Here is a 23,761-nt window from a genome sequence, read left to right on the forward strand (position 1 = left end):
CCTCGTTGCCCGAACCCGCCCCCGGCGGGCTTTTTGTCCTCTTTCGCCGCGCCCCCCCCCCGGGGGGGGCTGGGCGCGGGGCCCCCGCCGGGGCGCGGGGTGTCCGGGCCCGCCCCCCCGGGGCCGGTGGGGCTTCTCCCCTACCCGCCCCTCCCCGGACGCGGGGCCCCGCCCCTCGAACGCCGGCGAGGCCGGATACGACGCCCCGGGAGGCGATCAGTCGTTGCCCCCGAACGCCGCGTCGAACGACGCGCTCGGCGGGTCGAAATCGAACCGCTTCAGCGATGTCAGCGCCTCCGGCGCGCCCGCCAGGCGGTCCATGCCCGCGTCCTCCCACTCCACCGAGACCGGACCCTCGTAGCCGATGGAGCGCAGCATCCGGAACACGTCCTCCCACGGCACATCCCCGTGCCCCGCCGAGACGAAGTCCCAGCCGCGCCGCGGATCGCCCCACGGGAGATGGGAGCCGAGCCGGCCGTTGCGGCCGTCCAGGCGCTTGCGGGCCTCCTTGCAGTCCACGTGGTAGATCCGGTCCCGGAAGTCGTAGAGGAAGCCGACCGGGTCGAGGTCCTGCCAGACGAAGTGGCTGGGGTCGAAGTTGAGCCCGAACGCCGGCCGGTGGCCGACGGCCTCCAGTGCCCGGTGCGTCGTCCAGTAGTCGTACGCGATCTCGCTCGGATGCACCTCGTGGGCGAACCGCACCCCCTGCGCGTCGAACACGTCGAGGATCGGGTTCCAGCGCTCGGCGAAGTCCTCGTAGCCCCGTTCGATCATGTGCGGCGGCACCGGCGGGAACATCGCCACCAGGTGCCAGATCGACGAACCGGTGAACCCGATGACGGTGTCCACCCCGAAGGCGGCGGCCGCCCGCGCGGTGTTCGCGATCTCCTCGGCGGCCCGGCGGCGTACGCCTTCGGGCTCGCCGTCGCCCCAGATCCGGGCGGGCAGGATGCCCTGGTGGCGCTCGTCGATCGGGTTGTCGCAGACGGCCTGGCCGACCAGGTGGTTGGAGATGGCCCAGCACTTCAGCCCGTACTTGTCGAGCAGTTGGTGACGGCTGTCGAGGTACCCGGGGTCGGCAAGGGCCTTGTCCACCTCGAAGTGATCGCCCCAGCAGGCCAGTTCGAGCCCGTCGTAGCCGAAGTCACGCGCGTACCGGCAGACGTCCTCCAGTGGCAGGTCGGCCCACTGACCGGTGAAGAGGGTGAAGGGACGGGGCATGCGCAGGACCTCCTAGAGCTGGGCGGGGGCGTGGACGGGGGTGTGCACGGAGTTCTTCGCGGCGCTCTCCTCCACCGCCGCGAGCACCCGCTGCACCTGGAGCCCGTCCGCGAACGACGGCGTGGGAGCGGCCCCTTCGGCGATCGTGCGGACCACGTCACGGGCCTGGTGGATGAAGGTGTGCTCGTAGCCGAGCGCGTGGCCCGGCGGCCACCACGCCTCCAGGTACGGATGTTCCGGCTCGGTGACCAGGATGCGCCGGAAACCGGCCGTGGTGGCGGGCTCGGTGTGGTCGTGGAAGGAGAGTTCGTTGAGCCGTTCCAGGTCGAAGGCGAGCGAGCCGAGCTCTCCGTTGATCTCAAGCCGCAGCGCGTTCTTGCGGCCGGCCGCCATCCGCGTCGTCTCGAAGGAGGCCAGTGCGCCGGAGGCGAGCCGGCCGGTGAAGAGCGCCGCGTCGTCGACCGTCACCGCCCCTCGCTCCCCGGTGCCCGCCACTGCGCCGAGCCCCCCGGACGGCCCGGCCTGCAAGGGCCGTTCGCGTACGAAGGTCTCGGTCACCGCCGACACCCCGACCAGCAGCTCCCCCGCAAGGTACTGGGCGAGGTCCACGATGTGCGCCCCGAGGTCACCAAGTGCGCCCGAGCCCGCGTGTTCCCGCTCGAGGCGCCAGGTGAGCGGGGACGCGGGATCGACCAGCCAGTCCTGGAGGTAGGTGGCGCGGACGTGCCGCAGGCTGCCGAGCCGTCCCTCCGCGATCAGCTTCCTGGCATAGGTGATCGCGGGCACCTTGCGGTAGTTGAAGCCGACCAGCGCCACCTGGCCGCGGGCGGCGGCCCGCTCCGCCGCCTCGGCCATCGCCTCCGCCTCCGCGACCGTGTTGGCGAGCGGCTTCTCGCACAGCACGTGCTTGCCCGCCTCCAGAGCGGCGATGGCGATCTCCGCATGACTGTCGCCCGGCGTGCAGATGTCGACGAGCTGCACGTCCTCCCGGGCGATCAGGGCGCGCCAGTCCGTCTCGGCGGCCGCCCAGCCGTGCCGGTCGGCGGCGGCCTCGACCGCCCTCCGGTCGCGTCCGCAGATCGCGGCGAGAGCCGGCCTCATCGGCAGCTCGAAGACGTGGCCCGCGGTGCGCCACCCCTGCGAGTGGGCGGCGCCCATGAACGCGTATCCGACCATGCCGACCCCGAGCGTCGGTGCGCTCGCCATCGGCCGGTACGTCGGCGGCGCGGCCGCCTCCTGCTCCGTCTCTTCCCTACGGGCCATCCGGGCTTCCTCCTCATCGGTGGTTCGGTGGGTGCGGCAGGAGGGTCAGCACCCTCCTGCGGGGCTGCTCAGTTGAAGCCCGTCGGCAGGTACTGATCGACGTTGTCCTTGGTGACCACCGCCGAGAAGAGCGTGAGGTTGGTCGGGATCTCCAGCTCGGAGAGTCCGGCGAGCCCCTTGCTCTGGCCGAGGGCGCGGGCCAGGTCCACGGCCGATGCGGCCATGGTCGGCGGGTAGAGAACGGTGGCCTTCAGCACACTGTTGTCGGCCTTGATGGCGTCCATCGCGGACTTGGCCCCGGCCCCGCCGACCATCAGGAACTCGTCCCGGCCGGCCTGCTGGATGGCGCGCAGCGCGCCCACGCCCTGGTCGTCGTCGTGGTTCCACAGAGCGTCGATCTTCTTCTGCGCCTGGAGGAGCTGGGCCATCTTGGCCTGGCCGGACTCGACGGTGAAGTCGGCGGCCTGACGGGCCACCAGCTTGATGTTCGAGTAGTTCTTCAACGCGTCGGCGAAGCCCTGGCTGCGCTGTTTGGTGAGCTCCAGGCTGTCGATGCCGGCCAGCTCGACGACCTTGGCGTTCTGCTTTCCCTTGAGCTGCTCGCCGATGTACGTACCGGCGTTGAGGCCCATGCCGTAGCTGTCGCCGCCGACATAGCAGCGGTAGGCCTGCGGGGAGGCGAAGATGCGGTCCAGGTTGATGACGGGGATGCCCGCCCGCATGGCCTCCAGACCGACCTGGGTGAGCGCCTTGCCGTCGGCCGGCAGGATGATGAGGACATCGACCTTCTTGTTGATGAGGGTCTTGACCTGGCCGATCTGGGCGGCGGTGTCGTTGGAGCCCTCGGTGGTCTCCAGGGTCACCTCGGAGTACTTCTTCGCCCGGGACTTGGCGTTCTCGTTGATCGCGTTGAGCCAGCCGTGGTCGGCCTGCGGACCCGCGAAGCCGATGGTGATGGCCTTGCCCGGCTTGTCGTCGGCAGGGGCCGCGTCGCTCTGTGCCGCGGTGTCCTTCTCCTTGGGGTCGTTGCTGGTGCAGGCGGTCAGGAAGGCGCCCGCGGAGAGTGCTGCGGTACCGAAGAGCAGTCCTCTGCGACTGGTTTCTGGCATGGCTGTCAAACCCTTCATCCGTGCGTGGGCAAGCGGAACAGGCTGGTGTGTGACGGGAGGTGACCTGGGGTCAGGTGTCTGCGCGGGCCGATGTGCGGCCCTGGACCAGGACGGCGGCGACGATGATCGCGCCCTTGGCGATCTGCTGGACGTCGCTCTGCAGGTTGTTGAGCGCGAAGATGTTGGTGATCGTGGTGAAGACGAGGACGCCCAGCACGGAGCCGACGATGGTTCCGCGTCCGCCGGTGAGCAGGGTGCCGCCGATGATCGCGGCGGCGATGGCGTCGAGTTCGTACAGGTTGCCGTTGGTGTTCTGGCCCGAGCCGGACAGGATGATCAGCATGAAGGCGGCGATACCGCAGCACAGCCCGGACAGCAGGTAGAGGTAGAGCCGTTGGCGCCGTACGTCGATCCCCGCCAGCCGGGCCGCCTCCGCGTTGCCGCCGACGGCGACCGTGCGGCGGCCGAAGGTCGTGCGGTTCAGCAACAGCCAGCCGACGACGGAGACCACGGCGAACATCATGACGAGCGGTGGGATGCCGAGGACGTAGGAGCCGGGCAGGCCCAGGTCCAGCACGGATTTGACCGTGACGATCTGCGTCTTGCCGTCGGTGATCAGGAGGGCCACGCCACGGGCGGAGGCGAGCATCGCCAGGGTCGCGATGAAGGGCACCAGCCGGCCGTAGGCGATGAGCACGCCGTTGACCAGTCCGGCCCCGAGGCCGACGAGCATCGCGGTGAACAGGATGCCCGCGAAGCCGTACTCCTGGGTGGCGAGGGTGGTCGCCCAGACCGAGGCGAGGGCGACCATGGCGCCTACGGACAGATCGATGCCGCCGCTGGTGATGACGAACGTGACCCCGACGGTCACCACACCGATGACGGACGCCTGGGTCAGGATCAGCTGAAGGTTCCCGGTGTCCAGGAAGGCGTCGGGTTCGGTGATGGCGCCGACGACGATCAGTGCGGCGAGGACGCCGAGCAGCGAGAGGCTGCGCAGGTCGACACGCATCCCGAAGGCGCGCGGGGATCTGTCCTTCTTCGGGGACGCGGGGACGGACGCGGGCGCGGCGCCCTTGTCCGGCCCGCTCTGCTGTGCCGAGGAGACGGGCTGCGTCATGACGTCGGGCTCCCTTCCATCACGAGGTCGAGTACGCGGTGCTCGTCCAGCTCCCTGGCGTCCGCCGTATGCACGACGTGGCCTTCGCGCAGGACGAGCACCCGGTCGGCGAGGCCCAGGACTTCGGGCACTTCGCTGGAGACGAGCAGAACGGCGAGGCCTTCGTCGGCCAGCCGGCGGATCACGGCGTAGAGCTCGGCGCGGGCGCCGACGTCCACCCCGCGGGTCGGTTCGTCGAGCAGGAGCACCCGGCAGCCGCGCAGCAGCCAGCGGGCCAGGACCGCCTTCTGCTGGTTACCGCCGGAGAGGGTGCGGACAGGGGCGTCCGGGTTGTCGGGGCGCAGCGAGAGTTCCCGGGTGGCGGCGCGGGCCGCCTTGCGCTCGGCGCCCCGGTCGACCCAACCGCCCCTGGAAAAGCGGGACATGGAGGAGACGGAGACATTGCGGGTGACGGATTCGAGCATCAGCAGGGCCTGTGCCTTGCGTTCCTCGGGGGCGAGGCCGATACCGGCTGCGACGGCGGCGCGGACGCTGCCGGTCCGCAGCGGGCGGCCGTCGACGGTGACCCGTCCGGCGGTGGCACGGCGGGCGCCGTAGATGGTCTCCAGGATCTCGGAGCGCCCTGAGCCGACCAGTCCGGCGAGTCCGACGATCTCGCCGGGTCTGAGTTCCAGGTCGACGGGGGCGAACTCGCCCTTCCTGGTGAGGCCTTCGACCTTGAGCACGGGGTCGGCCCCGGAGGGCCCGGGGGCGGCGTCCGGCCTCGGCGGGAAGACGTACTCGACGTTGCGACCGGTCATCATGGCAACGATGTCGCGCGTCGGTGTGGACTCGGCGGGCAGGCCGACCGCGACCGTCCGGCCGTCCTTGATCACGGTCACCCGGTCCCCGATCCGGCGGATCTCCTCCAGGCGGTGGGAGATGTAGACGACGGCGACCCCTCCGGCGGTGAGGGAGGCGACGATACGGAAGAGGTTGGCGACCTCGTCGGGGTCCAGGGCGGCGGACGGCTCGTCCATCACGATGAGCCGTACGTCGTGGGAGAGCGCCCGGGCCATGGAGACGATCTGCTGCTGTGCCGCGGAGAGTTCACCGACGGCGCGGGCCGGGTCGATCTCCGGGTGGCCGAGGCGTTCGAGCAGTGCGGCGGCCGCGGTGCGGCCCTCGCGGGTGCGGACGACGAAGCCGGCGCTGGTGGGTTCGTGGCCGAGGAAGACGTTCTCGGCGACCGACAGCCCCTCCACCAGGTCGAGTTCCTGGTAGATGGTGGCGATGCCGAGCCGCATCGCGGTGATGGGCGATTTGAGCACGGCCGGTGAGCCGCGCCAGATGATCTCGCCGTCGTCGGGCTGATGGGCCCCGGCGAGCACCTTGATGAGGGTGGACTTGCCGGCCCCGTTCTGGCCGAGCAGACAGTGGACCTCGCCGGCCTGGACCTCCAGGTCGACGCCGTCGAGTGCGCGCACGCCGGGGAAGGACTTGGTGATGCCGGACATGGTGAGCAGGGGTGGTTCTGGAGCCATGACAAATCCCCTCGGCGAATGGGGTCTCCCAGCCCGGACGGTGCCGAGGACGTGGGAGGGCCGGTGAGCGGGCAGGGCGCGGTGCTGTCCCGGGGTGTCCCCGGACCCCGGCCGGTGGCGCGGGGACGGTGCCGTGTTGCTGACCGGCCGAGGATCGGGCCGGTGGGAAACAGATCGAACCGGTGGGACAGGGGCGGGGCCGGTGGAGTCGGGCGGGCCGTGAGAGGCGATGCGCCCTCGGGCCGGCGGAAGGGTCAGGCGGGTGAGAAGAGGTGGTCGCTGATGAGCCTGGCCGCGCCGATCACTCCGGCGGCGGGTCCCAACTCGCCCAGCACGATGGGGAGGTTGCCGGTGGCCAGCGGCAGTGACTGCCGGTAGACCTGGGTCCGGACGCTGGCCAGCAGCGTGTGACCCAGTCCGGTCACCCCGCCGCCGATCACCACCAGACCGGGGTTGAAGAAGCTGACGAGTCCTGCGATGACCTGACCGACCCGGTTGCCGCCTTCGCGGATCAGGTCGAGCGAGGTGGCGTCGCCGGCGGCCGCCGCGGCGGCCACATCGACGGCGGTGAGTTTCCCGGACGCCTCCAGCCGGGCCGCGAGCTCCGTGGACTCACCGGCACGGGCCGCGTCCTCGGCGTCGCGGGCCAGTGCGGCGCCGCTGAAGTGTGCTTCCAGGCAGCCCCGGTTGCCACAGGCGCAGGGGCGCCCGTCCGGTTCGACCTGGATGTGGCCGATGTCGCCCGCGCTGCCCGTCGTACCGCGGTGTACCTGCCCGCCGACGACGATGCCGCAGCCGATACCGGTCCCGATCTTGACGCAGAGGAAGTCGCCCACGGATCGGGCTACGCCCGCGTGCTGCTCCCCCATCGCCATCAGGTTCACGTCGTTGTCGACCATGACGGGGCAGCCCAGCTCCTGGCTGAGCGCCTCGCGGACCGGGAAGCCGTCCCAGCCGGGCATGATCGGCGGCGCGACCGGGATGCCTTCGGGAAAGCGGACCGGTCCCGGTACGCCGATGCCCGCGCCGTCGAACCCTTCGGCGAGCCCGGAGGCCCGGAGCTTGGCAGCCATGGCCAGCACCTGCTCGAAGATGGCGACGGGCCCCTCGCGTACGTCCATGGGGTGGTTGAGGTGGCCGAGGACCTCCAGCTCCGCGTTGGTGACCGCCACATCGACCGATGTGGCGCCGATGTCGACGCCGAGGAAGCGCAGCGCCGGGGCGAGCCGGATGTTGTGCGAGCGACGCCCGCCGCGGGACGCGGCGAGTCCGTCGGCCACCACAAGGCCGGTCTCCAGCAGTCTGTCCACCTCGACGGCGAGCTTGGAGCGGGAGAGATCGACCTGATCCCCCAGCTGTGCCCGTGAGTTGGGCCCGCCGTCGCGCAACAGCCGGAGCAGTCGCGCCTGATGTGCATTCGCGGGTCGTGCCGTCATACGTCTCACGTGCCCCTCCCCGCCACATCGGCCTGTCCGTCGGGCTTTGGAGGGGAACGTAGCAGCGCTTGCCGGGAGTGGGAAGAAGTTGCGCAGGAATCCACCACAACTTTCTCCACCCTGAGGACAAAGGGAGTGGTGCCGCCCCGCGGAATCAGCTCTCGTCGCGGGCGTGGTAGGTCTTGCGCGTGTGTTCCGTGTGGGACCGCATGATCGCCGTGGCCTTCTGCTCGTCACGCGCGGAGATCGCGGCGATCAGGGAGCGGTGCTCGATCCAGGACCGGGTGCCGCGCCGGCGGGCCACGGGGGTGTAGTACCAGCGGACCCTGCGGTCCACCTGTCCCGCGAGCTCGGCGAGGACCGCATTGCCCGCCAGCTCCATGACCTTGGCGTGGAAGGCCGCGTTGGTCGCGACGGCCAGGTCCACGTCGTCGTCGGCGACAGCCTGCTCACCCTTGGCGCACAGCTCCTCCAGAGCCGCGACGCCCGCCGCACCGGAGTTGGCGGCGGCGAGCCGGGCGGCCTCGGCCTCCAGGAGGGTACGGACCGAGAGCAGCTGGTCGGCCTCCTGCTCCGTGGGTTCGTGGACGAACGCACCCTGGGCGGGCCGCAGATCGACCCAGCCCTCCGTGTTGAGCCGCTGCAACGCCTCGCGCACCGGCTGCCGGGAGACGCCGAGATGACCGGCCAACTCGCTCTCGACCAGGTGCTGTCCCGGGCGGAGCACACGGGTGGTGATGAGTTCGAGCAGCGCGTCGTAGACCCGCTCGCGCAGCGGACCGGGTCGTTCCAGCCTCGGCACAGCCCCTTGCGGCAGCCCTGCGGACAGCATCTCGGCCCCCTCCGAACGATGAGCGATTGCTTATCGTCTACAGTCTACCGAGCACCACTTTCCCTCAGGGACAGCGGATCACCTGGCCCGCGTAACTGAGATTCCCGCCGAAGCCGAAGAGCAGCGCCGGGGCGCCGGTGGCGACCTCCCCGCGCTCCACCAGCTTGGACAGGGCCATCGGGATGGACGCGGCGGAGGTATTGCCGGAATCCACCACGTCCCGGGCGATGACCGCGTTGACCGCGCCGATCTTCCTCGCGACCGGTTCGATGATCCTCAGATTGGCCTGATGCAGTACCACCGCGGCCAGGTCCTCGGGGGTGATCCCGGCCTTCCCGCACACCTTGCGCGCGATCGGCGGCAGCTGGGTGGTGGCCCAGCGGTAGACCGACTGCCCCTCCTGGGCGAAGCGCGGCGGCGTCCCCTCGATCCGTACCGCGTCCCCCATCCCGGGCACGGAACCCCACAGCACCGGGCCGATCCCGGGCCGGCCCGCCGCGCCGGAGTCGGCGACCACCACCGCCGCACCGGCGCCGTCCCCCATCAGCACGCAGCTGGAGCGGTCGGTCCAGTCGACGATGTCACCCATCTTGTCGGCGCCGATGACCAGCGCGCGGGTGGCCGCGCCCGCGCGCACGGCGTGGTCGGCGGTGGCGAGCGCGTGGGTGAAACCGGAACAGACCACGTTGATGTCCATCACCGCGGGCGACTCCATGCCCAGGCGGGCGGCGACCCTCGCCGACATGCTCGGCGACCGGTCGATCGCCGTCGAGGTGGCGACCAGGACCAGGTCGATGTCCGTGGGCTGCAGACCGGCGGCGGCCAGGGCCTTCGCCGCCGCGTGCGCGGCCAGCTCGTCCACCGGCTCGTCGGGGCCCCCGAGGTGGCGGGTCTTGATGCCGACGCGGCTGGTGATCCACTCGTCACTGGTGTCGACCATGGCCGCCAGGTCATGGTTGGTGAGCACCTTGGCGGGCTGATAGTGGCCGAGCGCCACGACACGTGAGCCGGTCATATTCAGGTTCCCCTCGCTACATATGGCAGGAACCATCCAGTCTTGGTCGCTACCGCCCGGTACAGAGGCACGTGATCCCACAGGAATCCCGGCTGACGATTGGAGGCTTGACGACAGCCTTGACCTAACCGAAGGCATACTGTAGACAACCGGCCGACCCACGGTCACCGCATCAGGGACCGCTTCGGCTTCCGACACGCAGAGAATCGGGTCCAACAGGCATGGGACGGGTCACCGAGCGCCGCCGCACCATCCGCATCCGGGACGGGGTCGTCTCCACCCGCCCCGACACCCTCGTCGCCGAGGAGCCCCTGGAGATCCGGCTGAACGGGAAGCCGCTCGCCATCACCATGCGCACCCCGGGTGACGACTTCGCGCTGGCGGCGGGCTTCCTGGTGAGCGAGGGCGTGCTCGGCGAGGGCCACGATGTGCAGTCGATCGCGTACTGCGCCGGGGCGACGGCCGACGGGGTGAACACGTACAACGTGGTGGACGTGCGGCTCGCGCCCGGTGTCGCGATCCCCGACATCACGCTGGAGCGCAACGTCTACACGACGTCGTCCTGCGGCCTGTGCGGCAAGGCCAGCCTGGACGCGGTCCGCACCACGACCCGGCATCCCGTCGCCGACGCTCCCCCGCTCCGGGTGGAGCCGGCGCTGCTTTCCGGCCTCCCCGACCGGTTGCGCGCCTCGCAGCAGGTCTTCGACCGGACCGGGGGCCTGCACGCGGCGGCCCTGTTCTCCGAGACCGGCGAGCTGATCGACACGAAGGAGGACGTGGGCCGGCACAACGCCGTCGACAAGCTGGTCGGCCGGGCCCTCACCGACGGCCGGCTGCCGCTGTCCCGGTCGATCCTGCTGGTCTCGGGGCGGGCGTCGTTCGAGCTGGCGCAGAAAGCGGTGATGGCGGGCATCCCGATGCTGGCGGCCGTTTCGGCGCCGTCCTCCCTCGCCGTCGACCTGGCGGCCGAGACCGGCCTGACCCTGGTCGGTTTCCTGCGGGGTCCTTCCATGAACGTGTACGCGGGTGAGCACCGCATCGCCCTGGAGGCGACGGCCGGCCGGGGCTGAGGCCTCCGCCCCGGCCAGTGGGCGCGCCCCGCGCGTCAGCTCACGGCGACGGGCGCCTCCGTCACCGCCGCGCCGTCATCGCCCGTCTCCCGCGGGTCCCCGGCGCGCCGCTTCGCGATCACCGCGCACACCATGAGCTGCATCTGGTGGAAGAGCATCAGCGGCAGCACGGCGAGGCTCGCCTGCGCGCCGAACAGGACGCTGGCCATCGGCAGGCCGGAGGCCAGACTCTTCTTCGAGCCGGCGAACTGGATGGCGATCCGGTCCTCCCGGCCGAAGCCGAGCCGCTTCGCCCCGTACCAGCTCACCGCGAGCATCAGCGCGAGCAGGACCGCCTCGGCACCGAGCAGCGCCCCGAGCCGGGCCGGGGTGACCTGGTGCCAGACGCCGGCGACCATGCCCTCGCTGAACGCCGTGTAGACGACCAGCAGGATCGAGCCGCGGTCGACGAGGCCGAGGACCTTCTTGTGCCGGGTCGTGAAGCCGCTGATCCAGCGGCGCAGCACCTGTCCGGCGACGAACGGCAGCAGCAACTGGACGCCTATCCTCAGCAGCGCCTCCCCGGAGAAGCCGCCACCGCTGTTGCCGAGCAGCGCGGCAGCGAGCAGCGGGGTGACGAAGATGCCGGCGATCGAGGAGAAGGAACCCGCGCAGATCGCGGCGGGGACGTTGCCGCGGGCCATCGAGGTGAAGGCGATCGACGACTGGATGGTCGAGGGCACCAGGCAGAGGAAGAGGAAGCCGCTCTGGAGCTGGGGTGTCAGTACGTACGGCACGAGTCCCCTGCTCGCCAGCCCCAGCAGCGGGAAGGCGACGAACGTACAGGCAAGGACCGTGAGGTGGAGCCGCCAGTGCCTCAGGCCGTCGAGTGCCTCGGCGGTGGAGAGCCGCACGCCGTAGAGGAAGAAGAGGAACGCGACCGCACCGGTGGAGGCCCCGCCCGCGACCTCGGCGGCCATCCCCGAGGCCGGCAGCAGCGCCGCGATCACGACGGTGCCGAGCAGCGTCAGGATGTACGGGTCGATCGGCAGCCAGGACGGCAGCTGCGGGGTGCGGCGGCTCATGTGCTCCACGTGTTCTCTCGGTCAGGTCGTGCCCGACCCATCCTGTCCCCGGTCGCCCGCATCGGGAATCCCGTATACCGCTCTCACTGTGATCACGGTCCGCGATAACCTGGCACCATGTACGACCCCGCGCAGCTGCGCACCTTTCTCGCCGTGGCCCAGACCCTGAGCTTCACCCGGGCCGCCCGTCGGCTCGGGGTGCGGCAGTCCACGGTGAGCCAGCACGTGCGGCGACTGGAGGAGGCGGCCGGGCGGCAGCTGTTCACCCGTGACACCCACCGGGTCGATCTCACCGTGGACGGCGAGGCGATGCTCGGTTTCGCCCGGACGATCCTCCAGGCACACGAGCGGGCCTCGGCGTTCTTCACCGGTACCCGGCTGCGCGGGCGGCTGCGGTTCGGTGCGTCGGAGGACTTCGTGCTGACCCGGCTGCCCGAGATCCTCCAGTCGTTCCGCCGGGACCATCCGGACGTCGAGCTGGAGCTGACCGTGGAGCTGTCGGGCACGCTGCACCAGCAGCTGGCGGCGGGGCGGCTCGATCTGGTGCTGGCCAAGCGGCGGGCCGGTGACACGCACGGGGAGCTGGTCTGGCAGGACGCGCTGGTCTGGATCGGCGCCCCCGGGCTGCGGATCGACCCGGAACGTCCGGTGCCGCTGATCCTCTTCCCGCCGCCGGGCATCACCCGGGCCCGCGCGCTGGAGGTGCTGGAGGGGCAGGGCCGGTCCTGGCGGGTCGCATGCACCAGCGGCAGCCTCAGCGGGCTGACCGCGGCCGCCCACGCGGGCCTCGGCGTGATGGCGCACACTCGTGGCCTGATTCCGCCCGGCCTGGTCCCGGTTCCGGCCAGGGCGGGTCTGCCGGAGCTCGGCGAGGTGGATTTCGTCCTGCTGCACGGCCGCCGCCGGGACGGTGCGCAGCAGGCAGCGGACGCGCTGGCGGCGTCGATCCTGGCGGGCGGCGACAGGTTGCTCCGCCCGCCCGGCGGGATCGGTGCGATCGGTGGGCGGGACGGCGCATGACGCGTCCGGACAGGGGGGAGAATGGACGGTGACCGTTGCTCCACACCGGGAGCCCAACCCGGTCAGGCCCGGCAGGTACGGACCAATGCCCCGTACCCGTCCGGAACGGCAGTGATCGCGGCGTACAGATTCGGTGGAGATTCCGGCTCCAGCCACTTACTCCTTGGTCGGAAGCGCGCCCGAGCCTTGCCCATCTGGCCGGATTTCAGCCCTTGACCAGTGCAGATGCCACGTTTCGCGCTCGGCTCCGGGCTCTCCCGCGCCGGCCCCCGGTGGGGTAGCGTCACGGCGCTGTGCGGAGCGCCACAAGGAGCAGGTCATTGCGCGAGTTCACTGTCCCACCCATGGCGGCCGCGCCCTACGTGGGCGGGCTCGCGGATGTTGTTTTCGACTACGCCGAGGAGGATCCGAACCGGATCGCCCTCGGTCGCAAGGACGCGCAAGGACGCTGGCTCGATGTCACCTCCGCGACGTTCCGTGACGAGGTGCTGGCTCTGGCCAAGGGGCTGATCGCGCACGGTGTGCGGTTCGGCGACCGGGTCGCGCTGATGTCGCGAACCCGCTACGAGTGGACGCTCTTCGACTTCGCCCTGTGGGCGGTCGGCGCGCAGTCCGTGCCGGTCTATCCGACGTCATCGGCCGAGCAGGTCCTCTGGATGCTGCACGATGCCGAGGTCTCGGCGGTGATGGTCGAGCACGAGGACCACGCGATGACGATCGCGTCGGTCATCGACCAGCTGCCCCTGCTGCAGCGGCTCTGGCAGCTGGACGCCGGCGCGGTGACGGAGCTGGTCGACGCGGGTGTCCACGTCGAGGACGAGGTGGTGCACCGGCACCGGCGTGCCGTGACACCCGACTCGGTGGCGACCGTCATCTACACATCGGGGACGACGGGACGGCCCAAGGGCTGTGTGATCACCCACGCCAACTTCATGTTCGAGACGGACACCATGGCCTCGCGCTGGGAGTCGGTCTTCCACTCCCGGCCGGGCGACGAGGCCTCGACGCTGCTCTTCCTGCCCCTGGCGCATGTTTTCGGCCGGATGGTGGAGGTCACGGCGGTCCGCGGCCGGGTGAAACTCGGCCACCAACCGGAGCTGTCCGCGAAGGCGCTGATGCCGGACCTGGTGACCTTCCGTCCCACGTTCATCCTGGCGGTGCCGTACATCTTCGAGAAGGTCTTCAACGGCGCCCGCCGCAAGGCCGAGGCGGACGGGAAGGTAGGACCGTTCGACAAGGCCGTGGACATCGCGGTGAAGTACGCGGAGGCCATGGAGGCCCGGGCGTTCGGCACCGGCCCCGGCCCGTCCGCCGGGCTGCGGATGCAGCACCAGTTCTTCGAGAAGGTCGTGTACAAGAAGGTCCGTGAGGCGATGGGCGGCCGGATCAGGCACGCCATGTCCGGCGGCTCCGGGATGGAACGGCAGCTGGGGCTGTTCTTCGCGGGCGCCGGTGTCACGGTGTACGAGGGCTACGGGCTGACCGAGTCGACCGCCGCCGCGGCCGCCAACCCCCCGGAGCGCACCCGGTACGGCACGGTCGGACAGCCGATCCCCGGCACCACGGTGCACATCGCCGAGGACGGCGAGATCTGGGTGTACGGCCGCAACGTGTTCTCCGGCTACCTGGGCGACCCGAAGTCCACCGACGCGGTGCTGAACGACGGCTGGCTGGCCACCGGGGACCTCGGTGCGCTGGACGAGGACGGCTATCTGACGATCACCGGGCGGAAGAAGGAGATCCTGGTGACGTCCGGCGGCAAGAGCGTCTCGCCGGCCGCCCTGGAAGAGCGGGTGCGGGCGCACCCGCTGGTGGCCCAGTGCATCGTGGTCGGCAACGACCGGCCGTACATCGCGGCTCTGGTCACCGTGGACCAGGAGGCCGTGGAGCACTGGCTCGCGATGCAGGGGCGGCAGCCGCTCGCGCCGGGTGAACTGGTGCGGGACCCGGATCTGGAGATGGAGGTCCGGCGGGCGGTGGTGGCGGCCAACACCGCGGTTTCGCAGGCCGAATCGATCCGTACGTTCCGGATTCTGGCGCATCAGTTCACCGAGGAGCACGGTCTGCTCACGCCGTCACTGAAGCTGAAGCGCAAGGCGATCGAGACCGCGTACTCGGCCGAGGTGAACGCGCTGTACCGCTGAGGAAGAACGGGTCCGCGAACGGGAATGTGCGGGCCGTCTTGATCGTTCACACTGGGAGTCCCACCCCCCAACGTTAGGATCGACCGCTCGTGAGCCAGGTCCCCTCCCTCACCCTCAACAACGGCGTCGAGATGCCCCAGCTCGGTTTCGGAGTCTGGCAGGTGCCGGACGACGAGGCCGCGAAGGCGGTCGCGACAGCAATCGAGTCCGGGTACCGGAGCATCGACACCGCAGCGATCTACGGCAACGAGGGTGGCACCGGCCGGGCCATCGCCGCCTCCGGTGTCGCCCGCGAAGAGCTCTTCGTGACCACGAAGCTGTGGAATTCCGAGCAGGGTTACGACTCGACGCTGCGCGCCTTCGACGCCTCGCTGGACAAGCTGGGTCTCGACTACGTCGACCTGTACCTGATCCACTGGCCGGTTCCGGCCAAGGACGCGTACGTGGACACGTACCGGGCGTTCGAGAAGATCCACGCCGACGGCCGCGCGAAGGCCATCGGCGTCTCGAACTTCCTTCCCGAGCACCTGGAGCGTCTGCTCGGCGAGACCTCCGTGGTGCCGGTGCTCAACCAGATCGAGCTGCACCCGCAGCTTCAGCAGGCCGAGTCCCGGGCGCTGCACGCCAAGCACGGCATCGCGACCGAGGCCTGGTCCCCGCTGGGTTCGGGCAAGGGCCTCCTGGAGGTCCCGACGGTCGTCGCGGTCGCGCAGAAGCACGGCCGCACACCGGCACAGGCGGTGCTCCGCTGGCACCTCCAGACGGGCAACGTGGTGATCCCCAAGTCCGTGACCCCGTCGCGGATCGCGGAGAACATCGACGTGTTCGGCTTCGAGCTGGACGCGGACGACCTGGCCGCGTTCGCCGCGCTGGACGAGGGCAAGCGGCTTGGCTCGCACCCGGGTGAGTTCAACCTCGGCGCCTGAGGCCTTCGTTCGCCGCTGAGCGACCCCGTGACCGCCGTCCGGCCGTGTGCCGGACGGCGGTTCGTCGTACAGCGCGGTGCCGGAGCGCCCGCCCAGCGCGGCGGTCCGCTCCGCTCCGTCGAAGCGGCGGCGCTCAGGCCTTGCGGCCGAGATGGAACGTACGCGCCATCAGCAGGAAGGTGTCATTGCGCCGGTGCAGTCCCGCCGGGTCCCCGGGATCGAGCAGCCGGTCGAGCGTCGCCCTGTCGTCGGCGTCGAGCCGCTCACCGAGGCCCGCGCGGAAGCGGTCGAACTCGGCCACGACATGGTCCCGTGCCACATCGGTGAGGGGTGCGGGCAGGTCGAGCAGGAAGCTGCGGGTGCCCTGCGGGGCGAGACCGACCGCGGTGAACAGGGCCGCCCAGTCCTCGGTCTCCCGCTTGCTGCCGGGCAGTTCCGCCCGCATCCGCTCGAAGCCCTCGGCCTGGATCACGTCGAGCCTCCCCTCCAGACCGGGCCGGCCGAAGCCGAGGTCGCGCGGGAGCCGGCGCGGTTGCAGGCCGCCCTCGACGAGCGCGACGGTGCCGCCGGGGCGCAGCAGCGCGGCGAATCCGGCCAGCGCGGCACGCTGGTCGCCCATGTGGTGCAGGGCGTTGCCCGCCCAGATCAGATCCGCCTCCCCCGCCCGTTCCAGCTCCGCGGGGAGGTCGGCGTGCAGGGTGGTGACGCGGTCACCGAGTCCGAGCCGTCGCGCACGGTCGCGGGTGCGCTCCAGCAGGGCCGGGGTTCCGTCGACGGCGACGATCTCCGCCTGCGGGAACGCCTCGGCGAGCAGGCAGGCGATGACACCCGGACCGCTGCCGATGTCCAGCACCCGGCGGACCTCCGGGGCGCCGGGCAGGCCGGCGATCCAGCCGGCCGCTTCGGTGTACTGCCCGCTGCTGAGTTCGGCGTTCTGCTCCAGCAGCGGCCCCATGACGTCCCAGTCGAGATCGGCCGGGTCGTGGTGGTGGCCGTGCCCGCTGTCCTGGCGGTGGCCGTGCCCGCTGTCGTGATGATGACCGTGACCGGTGTCGTTGCTCATGGGAACAGCCTCACCACCCATCAGCCCACGGGCAAATCTTCTTGCCGATCCGGCAAGACACCGCCGTTGCGGTAGTCCTGCGGGCCGATACCGCGGACCCGTTTGAAGGCGGTACTGAAGGCGAAGGCCTGGCTGTAGCCGACCTTCCGGGCCACCGCCTCCACCGTCGCGTCCGTCTCCCGCAGCAGATCGGCCGCGACGGCCAGGCGCCAGCCGGTCAGATACGTCATCGGGGGCTCCCCCACCAGCTCGGTGAAACGCCGCGCGAGCCCGGCCCGCGAGACCCCGGCCCGTTCCGCCAGGGCCGCGACCGTCCAGGGGTGGGCCGGCTCGTCCTGGAGGAGCCGCAGCGCCCGGCCGACGACGGGGTCCCCCATGGCCCGGTACCAGGCGGGCGCCTCGGCCCCGGGCCGGGAGAACCAGGTGCGCAGCGCGTCGATCAGCAGGAGATCGAGCAGCCGGTCCAGCACCACGCTCTGCCCCGGCTCGTCCCGGGCGATCTCGCCGTCCAGGAGTGTCAGCAGCGGGCTGGGCCCGCCGCCGGACGGCAGGAGGAGCAGCGGGGGCAGGGCGTCCAGGAGCCGTCTGCTGATCTCGCCGTCCAGCAGATAGGTGCCGACGAGCATGGTCGCCGCGCCGTCCGGGGAGTTGCCCCAGGTGCGCACGCCCAACCGCATGGACCGGGACAGAGGTTCGCCGCGCAGGGTGGTACAGATGCCGCCCGGTCCGATCCGGGTCTGCGGGAGGGTGCCGGGCCGGTCCGCGACGGTGTACGGCTCCGGACCGCGTGCGACGGCGAGGTCGCCTGGGCGCAGCAGCACGGGTTCGGCGCCTTCGGGCGGAACGATCCAGGCCTCCCCCTCGGTCATCGACATCAGGCAGAGCGGCGCCCGGTCCTCGATCCGTACGGACCACGGCGGTTCCATCACCATCCGCAGCAGGAAGGCCCCCCTGGCCCGCGGCCCGTCCAGGAGTCCGGCGAGTGCGTCCATGACCGGCAGCGTAGACGTTCGCGCAGGGAGCTGAGCGGCTCGGGGACGGAACGGGCGGGGCCGTCCGGCGGGCCTTCGACCATGACGGAGGCCATGAGGCTCCGGCCACGCTCGGGCTCGCCGTCGCCCCTGCCCTACTGCGCCCCGTGTCCCGGGGCGACGGCCGCCACCCTCGCTGCGAGGGCCAGGTCCTTCTCGGTGACCTTCCCGCCCGCGTCGTGGGAGTTCACCGAGAGCGCGACGGTGTCGTAGCCGAGTGTCAGGTCGCAGTGGTGGTTCAGCTCGTCCTGGATCTGGGCCACATGGACGGTGAGCCCGGCGGCGGCGAAGTGCGACGGGAGCCGGTAGGTGCAGGTGATCCGGTCCCCCTCCAGCGTCCAGCCGGGCAGTTCGCGCAGCCCGTTCTCGATCTCGTCCGGCGGCAGCGGTGCGGCGGGCATACGTCGGGCTCCCTCGCTCGTGGTCGGTGCCCGTGACGTTACGGTCTCGGTATGACGACTGTCGCGCTTGACACGGGGGTAGGGCCGCTGCTGCGCAGCTGGCGGGAGCGGAGCCGGATCAGCCAGCTGGAACTGGCGCTGCGGGCGGACTCCTCGGCCCGGCACATCTCCTTCATCGAGACGGGCCGCTCGCGCCCCAGCGAGGAGATGGTCCTTCGGCTGGCGGAGCACCTGAACGTGCCGGTGCGGGAGCGCAACGCCCTGCTGGTGGTCGCCGGTTACGCCCCGCGCTACACGGAGACCGCCCTCGACGATCCCGCGATGGGCGCACTGCGTGAGGGGATGGACCGGCTGCTCCAGGGGTACGACCCGTATCCGGCGCTCGTCGTGGACGGCACGTACAACGTGGTGGCGGCCAACCAGGGGATCGTGCGGCTGACGGCCGGGGTCGCGGACCATCTGCTGGCCCCGCCGCTCAACGCGATGCGGCTCACCCTGCACCCGGAGGGGCTGGCCCCCCGGATCCACAATCTGCGGGAGTGGCGGGCAGATCTGCTGGCGCAGATGGAGCGTCAGATCGCGCTGGTCCGTTCGGCGGAGCTGCGGGAGCTGTACGAGGAGGTCGCGGGCTATCCGGTGGGGCCGAGGGCCGACGGCGGGGAGTGGGACGAACCCTCGTCGTCGGTGCCGTTCGCGCTGCCGCTGCTGATCGAGCAGGATGGCCGGCTGCTCTCGTTCATCGCCTCCATCGCCACGTTCAACACTCCGATGGACGTGACGGTCTCGGAGCTCGCCATCGAGACGTTCCTGCCCGCCGACCAGGCCACCGCGACGTATCTGCGCTCACTCGCGCCCTGAGTCCGCCCGCCCCGCCTCTCATTTCTTGACGACGGGCTGGGTCCACGGGCCGTCCGCCCGCGCCAGGACCCGCGCGGCCAGGCACACCAGCGCGAGGATCGCGACGGCCAGGACCAGTGGGAGCGTCGGGTGTCCGTGCAGCACGGCCACGGCGCCGACGAGTGCGCCGATCAGCATGGCGGAGGCCGAAAGGATCCGGCGGCCGGCCCTGCTGCCGCCGCCCCCGGCGAGCCTGCCGTCGGAGGCGATGCCGGTGATCGTCAGGGTCAGCACGGTCGTGGTGAGGTCGGGTACGGCGAGCGCCCGCGAGACCGCGTTCTGCCCGCCCAGGCCGAGGGCGAGCAGAACCACGAGTACGAAGCGCACGCCGCCGTCGTACGGGCTGCCGGAGATCAGCGTGACGATCAGGGCGGCCAGTACGCACAGGGTCTCGACGTACATCGCGTGCAGCAGCATGCGGCCGCGGTGGGCGTGGGAGTGGTGGACGATCAGGCCACCGGCCAGTGCCCCGGCCGCGAACGCGCCGAGTGCGACCAGCGAGGCGGCGAGGGAGAATCCCGGGGCCCCGGCGAACGCGAAGCCGGAGAAGACCACGTTCCCGGTCATGTTCGCCACGAAGACCCTGCCGAGTTCGAGATAGCTGACGGCGTCGACCAGCCCCGTGACGACGGTCAGGGCGAGCATCAGCGGCGGCAGCGGTCCGTGCCGGTCGTTCATGTCCGGTACGAGGGTCGTCCACGCCTCACGCAGCACGACAGGCACGGGCACGCTCCGATCATGGGGTGGTTGACCAGGATTGTGCCGTTGTGACCGGCCCGATTACCACGACCGACGCGTGTCGCCCCCGCTCCGGCCGGCGCGGGGGCGACGTACCGCCGATGGGCTACACGCGGGCCCCGTTGTCGAGCGGGTCCCGGCGCCCGGCCCCCGGCCCGGTGCGCGGGGCGCGTTTACGGACGGGCGGCGGCGCCTTGCTGCCGCGCTCCAGGAGGAGTGCGGCCGGGACCGCCGTCATGACCGACGAGTACGTCCCGACGACGATGCCGATCAGCAGGGCGAGGGCGAAGTCCGCCAGCGAGTCACCGCCCAGTACGGCCAGCGCGGTGAGGATGAACAGTGCGCCCATACCGGTGTTGAGGGTTCTGGGTACGGTCTGCAGGACGGCCCGGTTCGCCACCGCGTCCAGGGGCTCCCTGCGGGCCTTCGCCCAGAGTTCCCTGACACGGTCGAAGACCACCACCGAGTCGTTGACGGAGTATCCGATGACGGTGAGGAGCGCCGCCAGGAAGATCCCGTCCACGGTCCGTCCCAGCCAGGCGAAGGCGCCGACCAGAATGATCACGTCGTGGACCAGCGCCCCGACCGAGGCCACCGCGAACGTCCAGCGGAACCGGATCGCCAGATAGGCCAGTTGGACGAGGACGGCGATGGCCAGCGCGATCAGGGCGTTGCGCCGCAGTTCGTCACCCAGGCTGGGGCCGATGAGCTCGTCCCGGACCTTGGTGGTCTCTCCGCCCTCCTCGGCCAGGGCGGCGCGCAGCGCGTGCTCGCCGGTGTTGTCGAGTTCCCCGGTCCGGACCGAGATGTCGCCCGCGCCGGCCGTGGTGACCTCGGCGTCGGCGAAGCCCGCTCCGGCCAGCGCGGTACGGGCGCTCTCCACGTCGACGGGCCGGCTGGTCGCGTACTCGACGAGGCGGCCGCCGGTGAACTCGACGCCGAGGTTGACTCCGCGTACCAGGATTCCGGAGACCGCCAGGGCGATCAGCACCGCGGAGACCAGCAGCCAGCGGCGGGGGGAGCGCATCAGCTGCGGATCACGGCGGTTGAGCCAGGTCCGCACCCGGCCGGGGCCGGTGACGCCGTTGACGCCCCGGTAGTCGCTGACGAAGCGGGAACCCGCGGCGATCTCGGTGAGGGCGCGGGCGATGACCAGTGCGGAGAACATCGATGCCAGGACGCCGATGCCGAGCGTGACGCCGAAGCCCTTGACCGGGCCCGAGCCGAGGAAGAACAGCAGCCCCGCCGCGATCAGTGTCGTGACGTTGGAGTCGGCGACGGCGCTCCAGGCGTGCCGGAAGCCGGCGGTCAGCGAGGTGCGCAGGGAGCGGCCCGGATGCTGTGTGTGTTCCTCCCTGGCCCGTTCGAACACCAGCACGTTGGCGTCGACCGCCATGCCGATGGCGAGGACGAAGCCCGCGAGTCCGGGCAGGGTGAGAGTGACGCCGAGCGCGACGAGCGCCGCGTACGAGATCACTCCGTAGGCGCCGAGTGCGACGGCGGCGAGCGCGCCGAAGAGCCGGTAGACGACGGTGATGAACAGGGCCGTGGCCGCGGCGCCGATGAGGGCGGCACGGGCGCTGGCATCGATGGCGTCGGCGCCGAGCGTCGGGCCGACGGTCCGCTGTTCGACGATCTCGACCGGCACGGGCAGTGCGCCGCCCTGGATCAGCAGGGCGAGCTCGCGGGCCTCGTCGGCGCTGAAGGAGCCGGTGATCTGGGTGGAGCCGGAGGGCAGTCCGGTGCCGCAGCCGACGGTCGGTGAGACCTGCGGCGAGGAGATCACCTTGTCGTCCAGGACGATCGCTACCCGGCGCCGCTCGTCCTGGACGGGGTGGCAGGCGGCCTCCCCGGTCAGCCGGGTCCAGTCGCGACCGGCGTCCTTGTGGAAGTCGAGGGAGACGGACCAGCCGGCGCCCTGCTGGGCGTCGAACGACGCGGAGGCGTCCTTGACGCCTGCGCCGGAGAGCGCGACGGGGCCGAGCGCCAGGTTGTTGCCCTGCTCGTCGGGGAGCGTCAGCCCGTCCGTGGTGTGCCGGGCAGCGGGGGCGTCCGGGTCAGCGGGGGTACCGGCGCCCTGGACCGCGTGGAAGGTCAGCTGGGCGGTTCGGCCGATGACCTCGGCGGCCTTGCGCGGGTCCTGGACGTCCGGAAGTTCGACGATGATCCGGTCCTCGCCGGAACGGGTCAGGGTCGGTTCCGTGACGCCGAGCGAGTCGATGCGTTTGCGCAGTACCTCCAGGGTGCGGTCGGTGCTCTCGCGGTCCGCCTTCGCGGTGCCGGAGTCCTTGGCCTGCAACACCATTCTGGTGCCGCCCTGGAGATCGAGGCCGAGCCTGGGGGACATGGTCAGCGTGATGAGCACGGCGACGAGCGATACGGCCACAGCCAGAACCGCCCGCACCGTGGTGGCGCGAGTCATGGGTCTCCTCCGAGGGGCGCCGGGCCCCTCGGTCAGGGTGCCGCGGCAGGGGTGCGGGACGGGACCGGCGACCGGAGCGGTGACGGGTCCCACGGCAGGTGAACGGCCGTGTGCGGAGGCCCGCGTACGCCGGGGAGCGCGGCGCGGAAGCGGTCGGCGGCGGCCGTGGGTGCGGCCGGGGCGCAACCGGGGACGGGGTGCGGCGGCAGGATGCCGGGCGGGCGCGGGAGCGGGGCGCCCGGGCCGGGCGGCGGGAGGTGCTGGGGGCTACGGGGATGTTCGGCGGCGGCCCACGGCTCGGGCGCGGTCACGGGGCCCGGTCGCGGATCCTCGGCGGTGGCACGGGTACGCGGGACGTGGTGGGCACCGGGCGCGGAGCGGGCGTTCGCGCGGTGGCTGCGGCCGAGGTCCCGGCCGGGCGGGCGGGCCCCGGCCGGGTCACCGGCGACAGACGTCGCGGCGGCCGTGGACCGTGTGGGCAGCCCCGCCCCGGCCGCCGCGGGCGCGCCGCCTGCGACGGCGAGGACGGCAAGGAGCAGCGCGGCGAGGAACTGGCGTGCCCCGGCCGGGTGTCGGCGGTGCGCCGGGGCGTCCGGCCGCTCGCCCGGGTACGCGTCGACCCGGGGCGCCCCCGGGCGGCCGGTCACCCTGCCCGGCCGGGCAGGGCCGGGGCGGCGGAGGCGTGGCGGAGCACGGAGCTGAGGAGCAGCCCGGCCCCGCGCACGACCGTGGTCGCCGGGTCGTCCGAGAGACGGACCGGCACACCGAGGCGGATCGCTATCCGGTTGGTGACGTCCGGGCGCAACGCACCGCCTCCGGCGAGCAGCGGGCCCTTGCGCAGGGCTCCGAGCACCGCGCCGTGCCGGTCCTGCCGCCACATCGCCATGATCATGTCCAGGACGGCCTGGACGACGGCGGTGGGCGGGTCACCGGGCTCCAGATCACTGAGCCCCGTCTCGGCCAGGCGTGCGTCGCGGACCTGCCCGTCCACCAGGAGCGTGGCCTCGGTCAGTTCGGCGCCGAGGTCGACGACGAGCAGCGGGCCGCCGTCCTGCGGTCCGGCGTATGCGGCGGCGGCCCTGGCGCTGTCCAGGACGATGACGCCCGACGGGCCGAGCGAGGCCAGGATCTCCCGTGCCGCGGCGCGGTGTTCGGGGCCGGCGAGCACGGGGTGGCTGAGGACGATCACCGTGTCGCTGCGGTCGGCGCCCAGCGCCGTATCGGCGATACGGCCGAGCATCCGGCCGCAGGACTCGGTGTCGACGATGCGTCCGCGCCGGACAGGACTGCCCTGGGCGTACTCACCGCCCGGGTCGGTGCCGGTGTCGGCGACGACGCCCTGGCCGGGGATCCAGGCGCGGGTCCGGGAGCTGCCGAGGTCGAGCGCGAGCCCCCGTGTCGCTCCCCTGTGCTGCCGGTGACCGGAGCCGACGTGCCGCCTTCCGTCGCGCAAAGAACGCATCGCC

Annotated in this window: 21 protein-coding genes; 5 read left to right on the forward strand and 16 right to left on the reverse strand. The window is 71.6% G+C overall.

Annotated elements, in window-relative coordinates:
- Positions 1-216: 216 nt before the first annotated feature.
- The 8 genes from ACFVJX_RS30785 to ACFVJX_RS30820 all read right to left on the reverse strand — a co-directional run bounded on the left by ACFVJX_RS30785 (position 217) and on the right by ACFVJX_RS30820 (position 9,519).
- Positions 217-1,221, reverse strand: coding sequence for a sugar phosphate isomerase/epimerase family protein (locus ACFVJX_RS30785; RefSeq protein ID WP_384124494.1), 1,005 nt, complete (start codon positions 1,219-1,221; stop codon positions 217-219).
- A gap of 12 nt (positions 1,222-1,233) precedes the next feature.
- Complete coding sequence (locus ACFVJX_RS30790) at positions 1,234-2,484, reverse strand: Gfo/Idh/MocA family protein (RefSeq protein WP_384124496.1); 1,251 nt, start codon at positions 2,482-2,484, stop codon at positions 1,234-1,236.
- 68 nt (positions 2,485-2,552) lie between these two features.
- A complete protein-coding gene (locus tag ACFVJX_RS30795) occupies positions 2,553-3,593 on the reverse strand; it encodes a substrate-binding domain-containing protein (RefSeq protein WP_384124498.1) in 1,041 nt (346 codons plus the stop codon).
- Between the two features lie 70 nt (positions 3,594-3,663).
- Positions 3,664-4,713 carry an ABC transporter permease gene (locus tag ACFVJX_RS30800; protein ID WP_384124500.1) on the reverse strand — a complete coding sequence of 350 codons (1,050 nt, stop codon included), beginning with the start codon at positions 4,711-4,713 and terminating at the stop codon, positions 3,664-3,666.
- Positions 4,710-6,236, reverse strand: a complete 1,527-nt coding sequence (locus tag ACFVJX_RS30805; RefSeq protein WP_384124502.1) for a sugar ABC transporter ATP-binding protein — start codon at positions 6,234-6,236, stop codon at positions 4,710-4,712. Before ACFVJX_RS30805 ends, ACFVJX_RS30800 begins: the two co-directional genes overlap by 4 nt.
- Before the next feature lie 254 nt (positions 6,237-6,490).
- Positions 6,491-7,672 (reverse strand): ROK family protein, encoded by a 1,182-nt coding sequence (locus ACFVJX_RS30810; RefSeq protein WP_384124504.1) that lies wholly within the window; start codon positions 7,670-7,672, stop codon positions 6,491-6,493.
- 154 nt (positions 7,673-7,826) lie between these two features.
- Positions 7,827-8,504, reverse strand: a complete 678-nt coding sequence (locus ACFVJX_RS30815) for a GntR family transcriptional regulator (RefSeq protein WP_384124506.1) — start codon at positions 8,502-8,504, stop codon at positions 7,827-7,829.
- A 64-nt stretch (positions 8,505-8,568) separates the two neighbouring features.
- On the reverse strand, positions 8,569-9,519 hold the full coding sequence (locus ACFVJX_RS30820; protein ID WP_384124508.1) for a beta-ketoacyl-ACP synthase III: 951 nt from the start codon (positions 9,517-9,519) through the stop codon (positions 8,569-8,571).
- Positions 9,520-9,740: 221 nt separating this feature from the next.
- Between ACFVJX_RS30820 and fdhD the strand changes: the two genes are divergently transcribed.
- Positions 9,741-10,589 (forward strand): formate dehydrogenase accessory sulfurtransferase FdhD, encoded by an 849-nt coding sequence (fdhD, locus tag ACFVJX_RS30825; protein WP_384124510.1) that lies wholly within the window; start codon positions 9,741-9,743, stop codon positions 10,587-10,589.
- 35 nt (positions 10,590-10,624) lie between these two features.
- Here fdhD and ACFVJX_RS30830 read toward each other — a convergent pair whose 3' ends face one another.
- A complete protein-coding gene (locus ACFVJX_RS30830) occupies positions 10,625-11,653 on the reverse strand; it encodes a bile acid:sodium symporter family protein (RefSeq protein WP_384124512.1) in 1,029 nt (342 codons plus the stop codon).
- Positions 11,654-11,770: 117 nt separating this feature from the next.
- Here ACFVJX_RS30830 and ACFVJX_RS30835 point away from each other — a divergent pair, with 117 nt between their 5' ends.
- The 3 genes from ACFVJX_RS30835 to ACFVJX_RS30845 all read left to right on the forward strand — a co-directional run bounded on the left by ACFVJX_RS30835 (position 11,771) and on the right by ACFVJX_RS30845 (position 15,743).
- Positions 11,771-12,673, forward strand: coding sequence for a LysR substrate-binding domain-containing protein (locus ACFVJX_RS30835; protein ID WP_384124514.1), 903 nt, complete (start codon positions 11,771-11,773; stop codon positions 12,671-12,673).
- Between the two features lie 344 nt (positions 12,674-13,017).
- The gene (locus ACFVJX_RS30840) at positions 13,018-14,817 is read left to right on the forward strand and encodes an AMP-dependent synthetase/ligase (RefSeq protein ID WP_384124516.1); all 1,800 of its coding nucleotides are present in this window, start codon (positions 13,018-13,020) and stop codon (positions 14,815-14,817) included.
- 89 nt (positions 14,818-14,906) lie between these two features.
- A complete protein-coding gene (locus ACFVJX_RS30845; protein ID WP_384124517.1) occupies positions 14,907-15,743 on the forward strand; it encodes an aldo/keto reductase in 837 nt (278 codons plus the stop codon).
- Positions 15,744-15,876: 133 nt separating this feature from the next.
- On the opposite strand, the gene ACFVJX_RS30850 is transcribed toward ACFVJX_RS30845, so the two are convergent.
- The 3 genes from ACFVJX_RS30850 to ACFVJX_RS30860 form a co-directional block, all read right to left on the reverse strand.
- Positions 15,877-16,806, reverse strand: a complete 930-nt coding sequence (locus ACFVJX_RS30850) for a class I SAM-dependent methyltransferase (protein ID WP_384124519.1) — start codon at positions 16,804-16,806, stop codon at positions 15,877-15,879.
- Between the two features lie 20 nt (positions 16,807-16,826).
- The gene (locus tag ACFVJX_RS30855) at positions 16,827-17,798 is read right to left on the reverse strand and encodes a cupin domain-containing protein (RefSeq protein ID WP_384124521.1); all 972 of its coding nucleotides are present in this window, start codon (positions 17,796-17,798) and stop codon (positions 16,827-16,829) included.
- 134 nt (positions 17,799-17,932) lie between these two features.
- Positions 17,933-18,238, reverse strand: a complete 306-nt coding sequence (locus tag ACFVJX_RS30860) for a 4a-hydroxytetrahydrobiopterin dehydratase (protein ID WP_384124523.1) — start codon at positions 18,236-18,238, stop codon at positions 17,933-17,935.
- A 51-nt stretch (positions 18,239-18,289) separates the two neighbouring features.
- Between ACFVJX_RS30860 and ACFVJX_RS30865 the strand changes: the two genes are divergently transcribed.
- Entirely contained in the window at positions 18,290-19,096 is an 807-nt protein-coding gene (locus ACFVJX_RS30865) for a helix-turn-helix domain-containing protein (RefSeq protein ID WP_384124525.1), read from the forward strand.
- Between the two features lie 18 nt (positions 19,097-19,114).
- On the opposite strand, the gene ACFVJX_RS30870 is transcribed toward ACFVJX_RS30865, so the two are convergent.
- The 4 genes from ACFVJX_RS30870 to ACFVJX_RS30885 all read right to left on the reverse strand — a co-directional run bounded on the left by ACFVJX_RS30870 (position 19,115) and on the right by ACFVJX_RS30885 (position 23,757).
- A complete protein-coding gene (locus ACFVJX_RS30870; protein ID WP_384124664.1) occupies positions 19,115-19,858 on the reverse strand; it encodes a YoaK family protein in 744 nt (247 codons plus the stop codon).
- Positions 19,859-19,979: 121 nt separating this feature from the next.
- Positions 19,980-22,295, reverse strand: coding sequence for a protein translocase subunit SecD (gene secD, locus ACFVJX_RS30875; RefSeq protein WP_384124527.1), 2,316 nt, complete (start codon positions 22,293-22,295; stop codon positions 19,980-19,982).
- A 32-nt stretch (positions 22,296-22,327) separates the two neighbouring features.
- A complete protein-coding gene (locus ACFVJX_RS30880; RefSeq protein ID WP_384124529.1) occupies positions 22,328-22,942 on the reverse strand; it encodes a hypothetical protein in 615 nt (204 codons plus the stop codon).
- Positions 22,939-23,757 carry a rod shape-determining protein MreC gene (locus tag ACFVJX_RS30885; RefSeq protein WP_384124531.1) on the reverse strand — a complete coding sequence of 273 codons (819 nt, stop codon included), beginning with the start codon at positions 23,755-23,757 and terminating at the stop codon, positions 22,939-22,941. Before ACFVJX_RS30885 ends, ACFVJX_RS30880 begins: the two co-directional genes overlap by 4 nt.
- Between the last annotated feature and the right edge of the window lie 4 nt (positions 23,758-23,761).

It is taken from the genome of Streptomyces sp. NPDC127177, assembly GCF_042672475.1.
GTDB lineage: Bacteria > Actinomycetota > Actinomycetes > Streptomycetales > Streptomycetaceae > Streptomyces.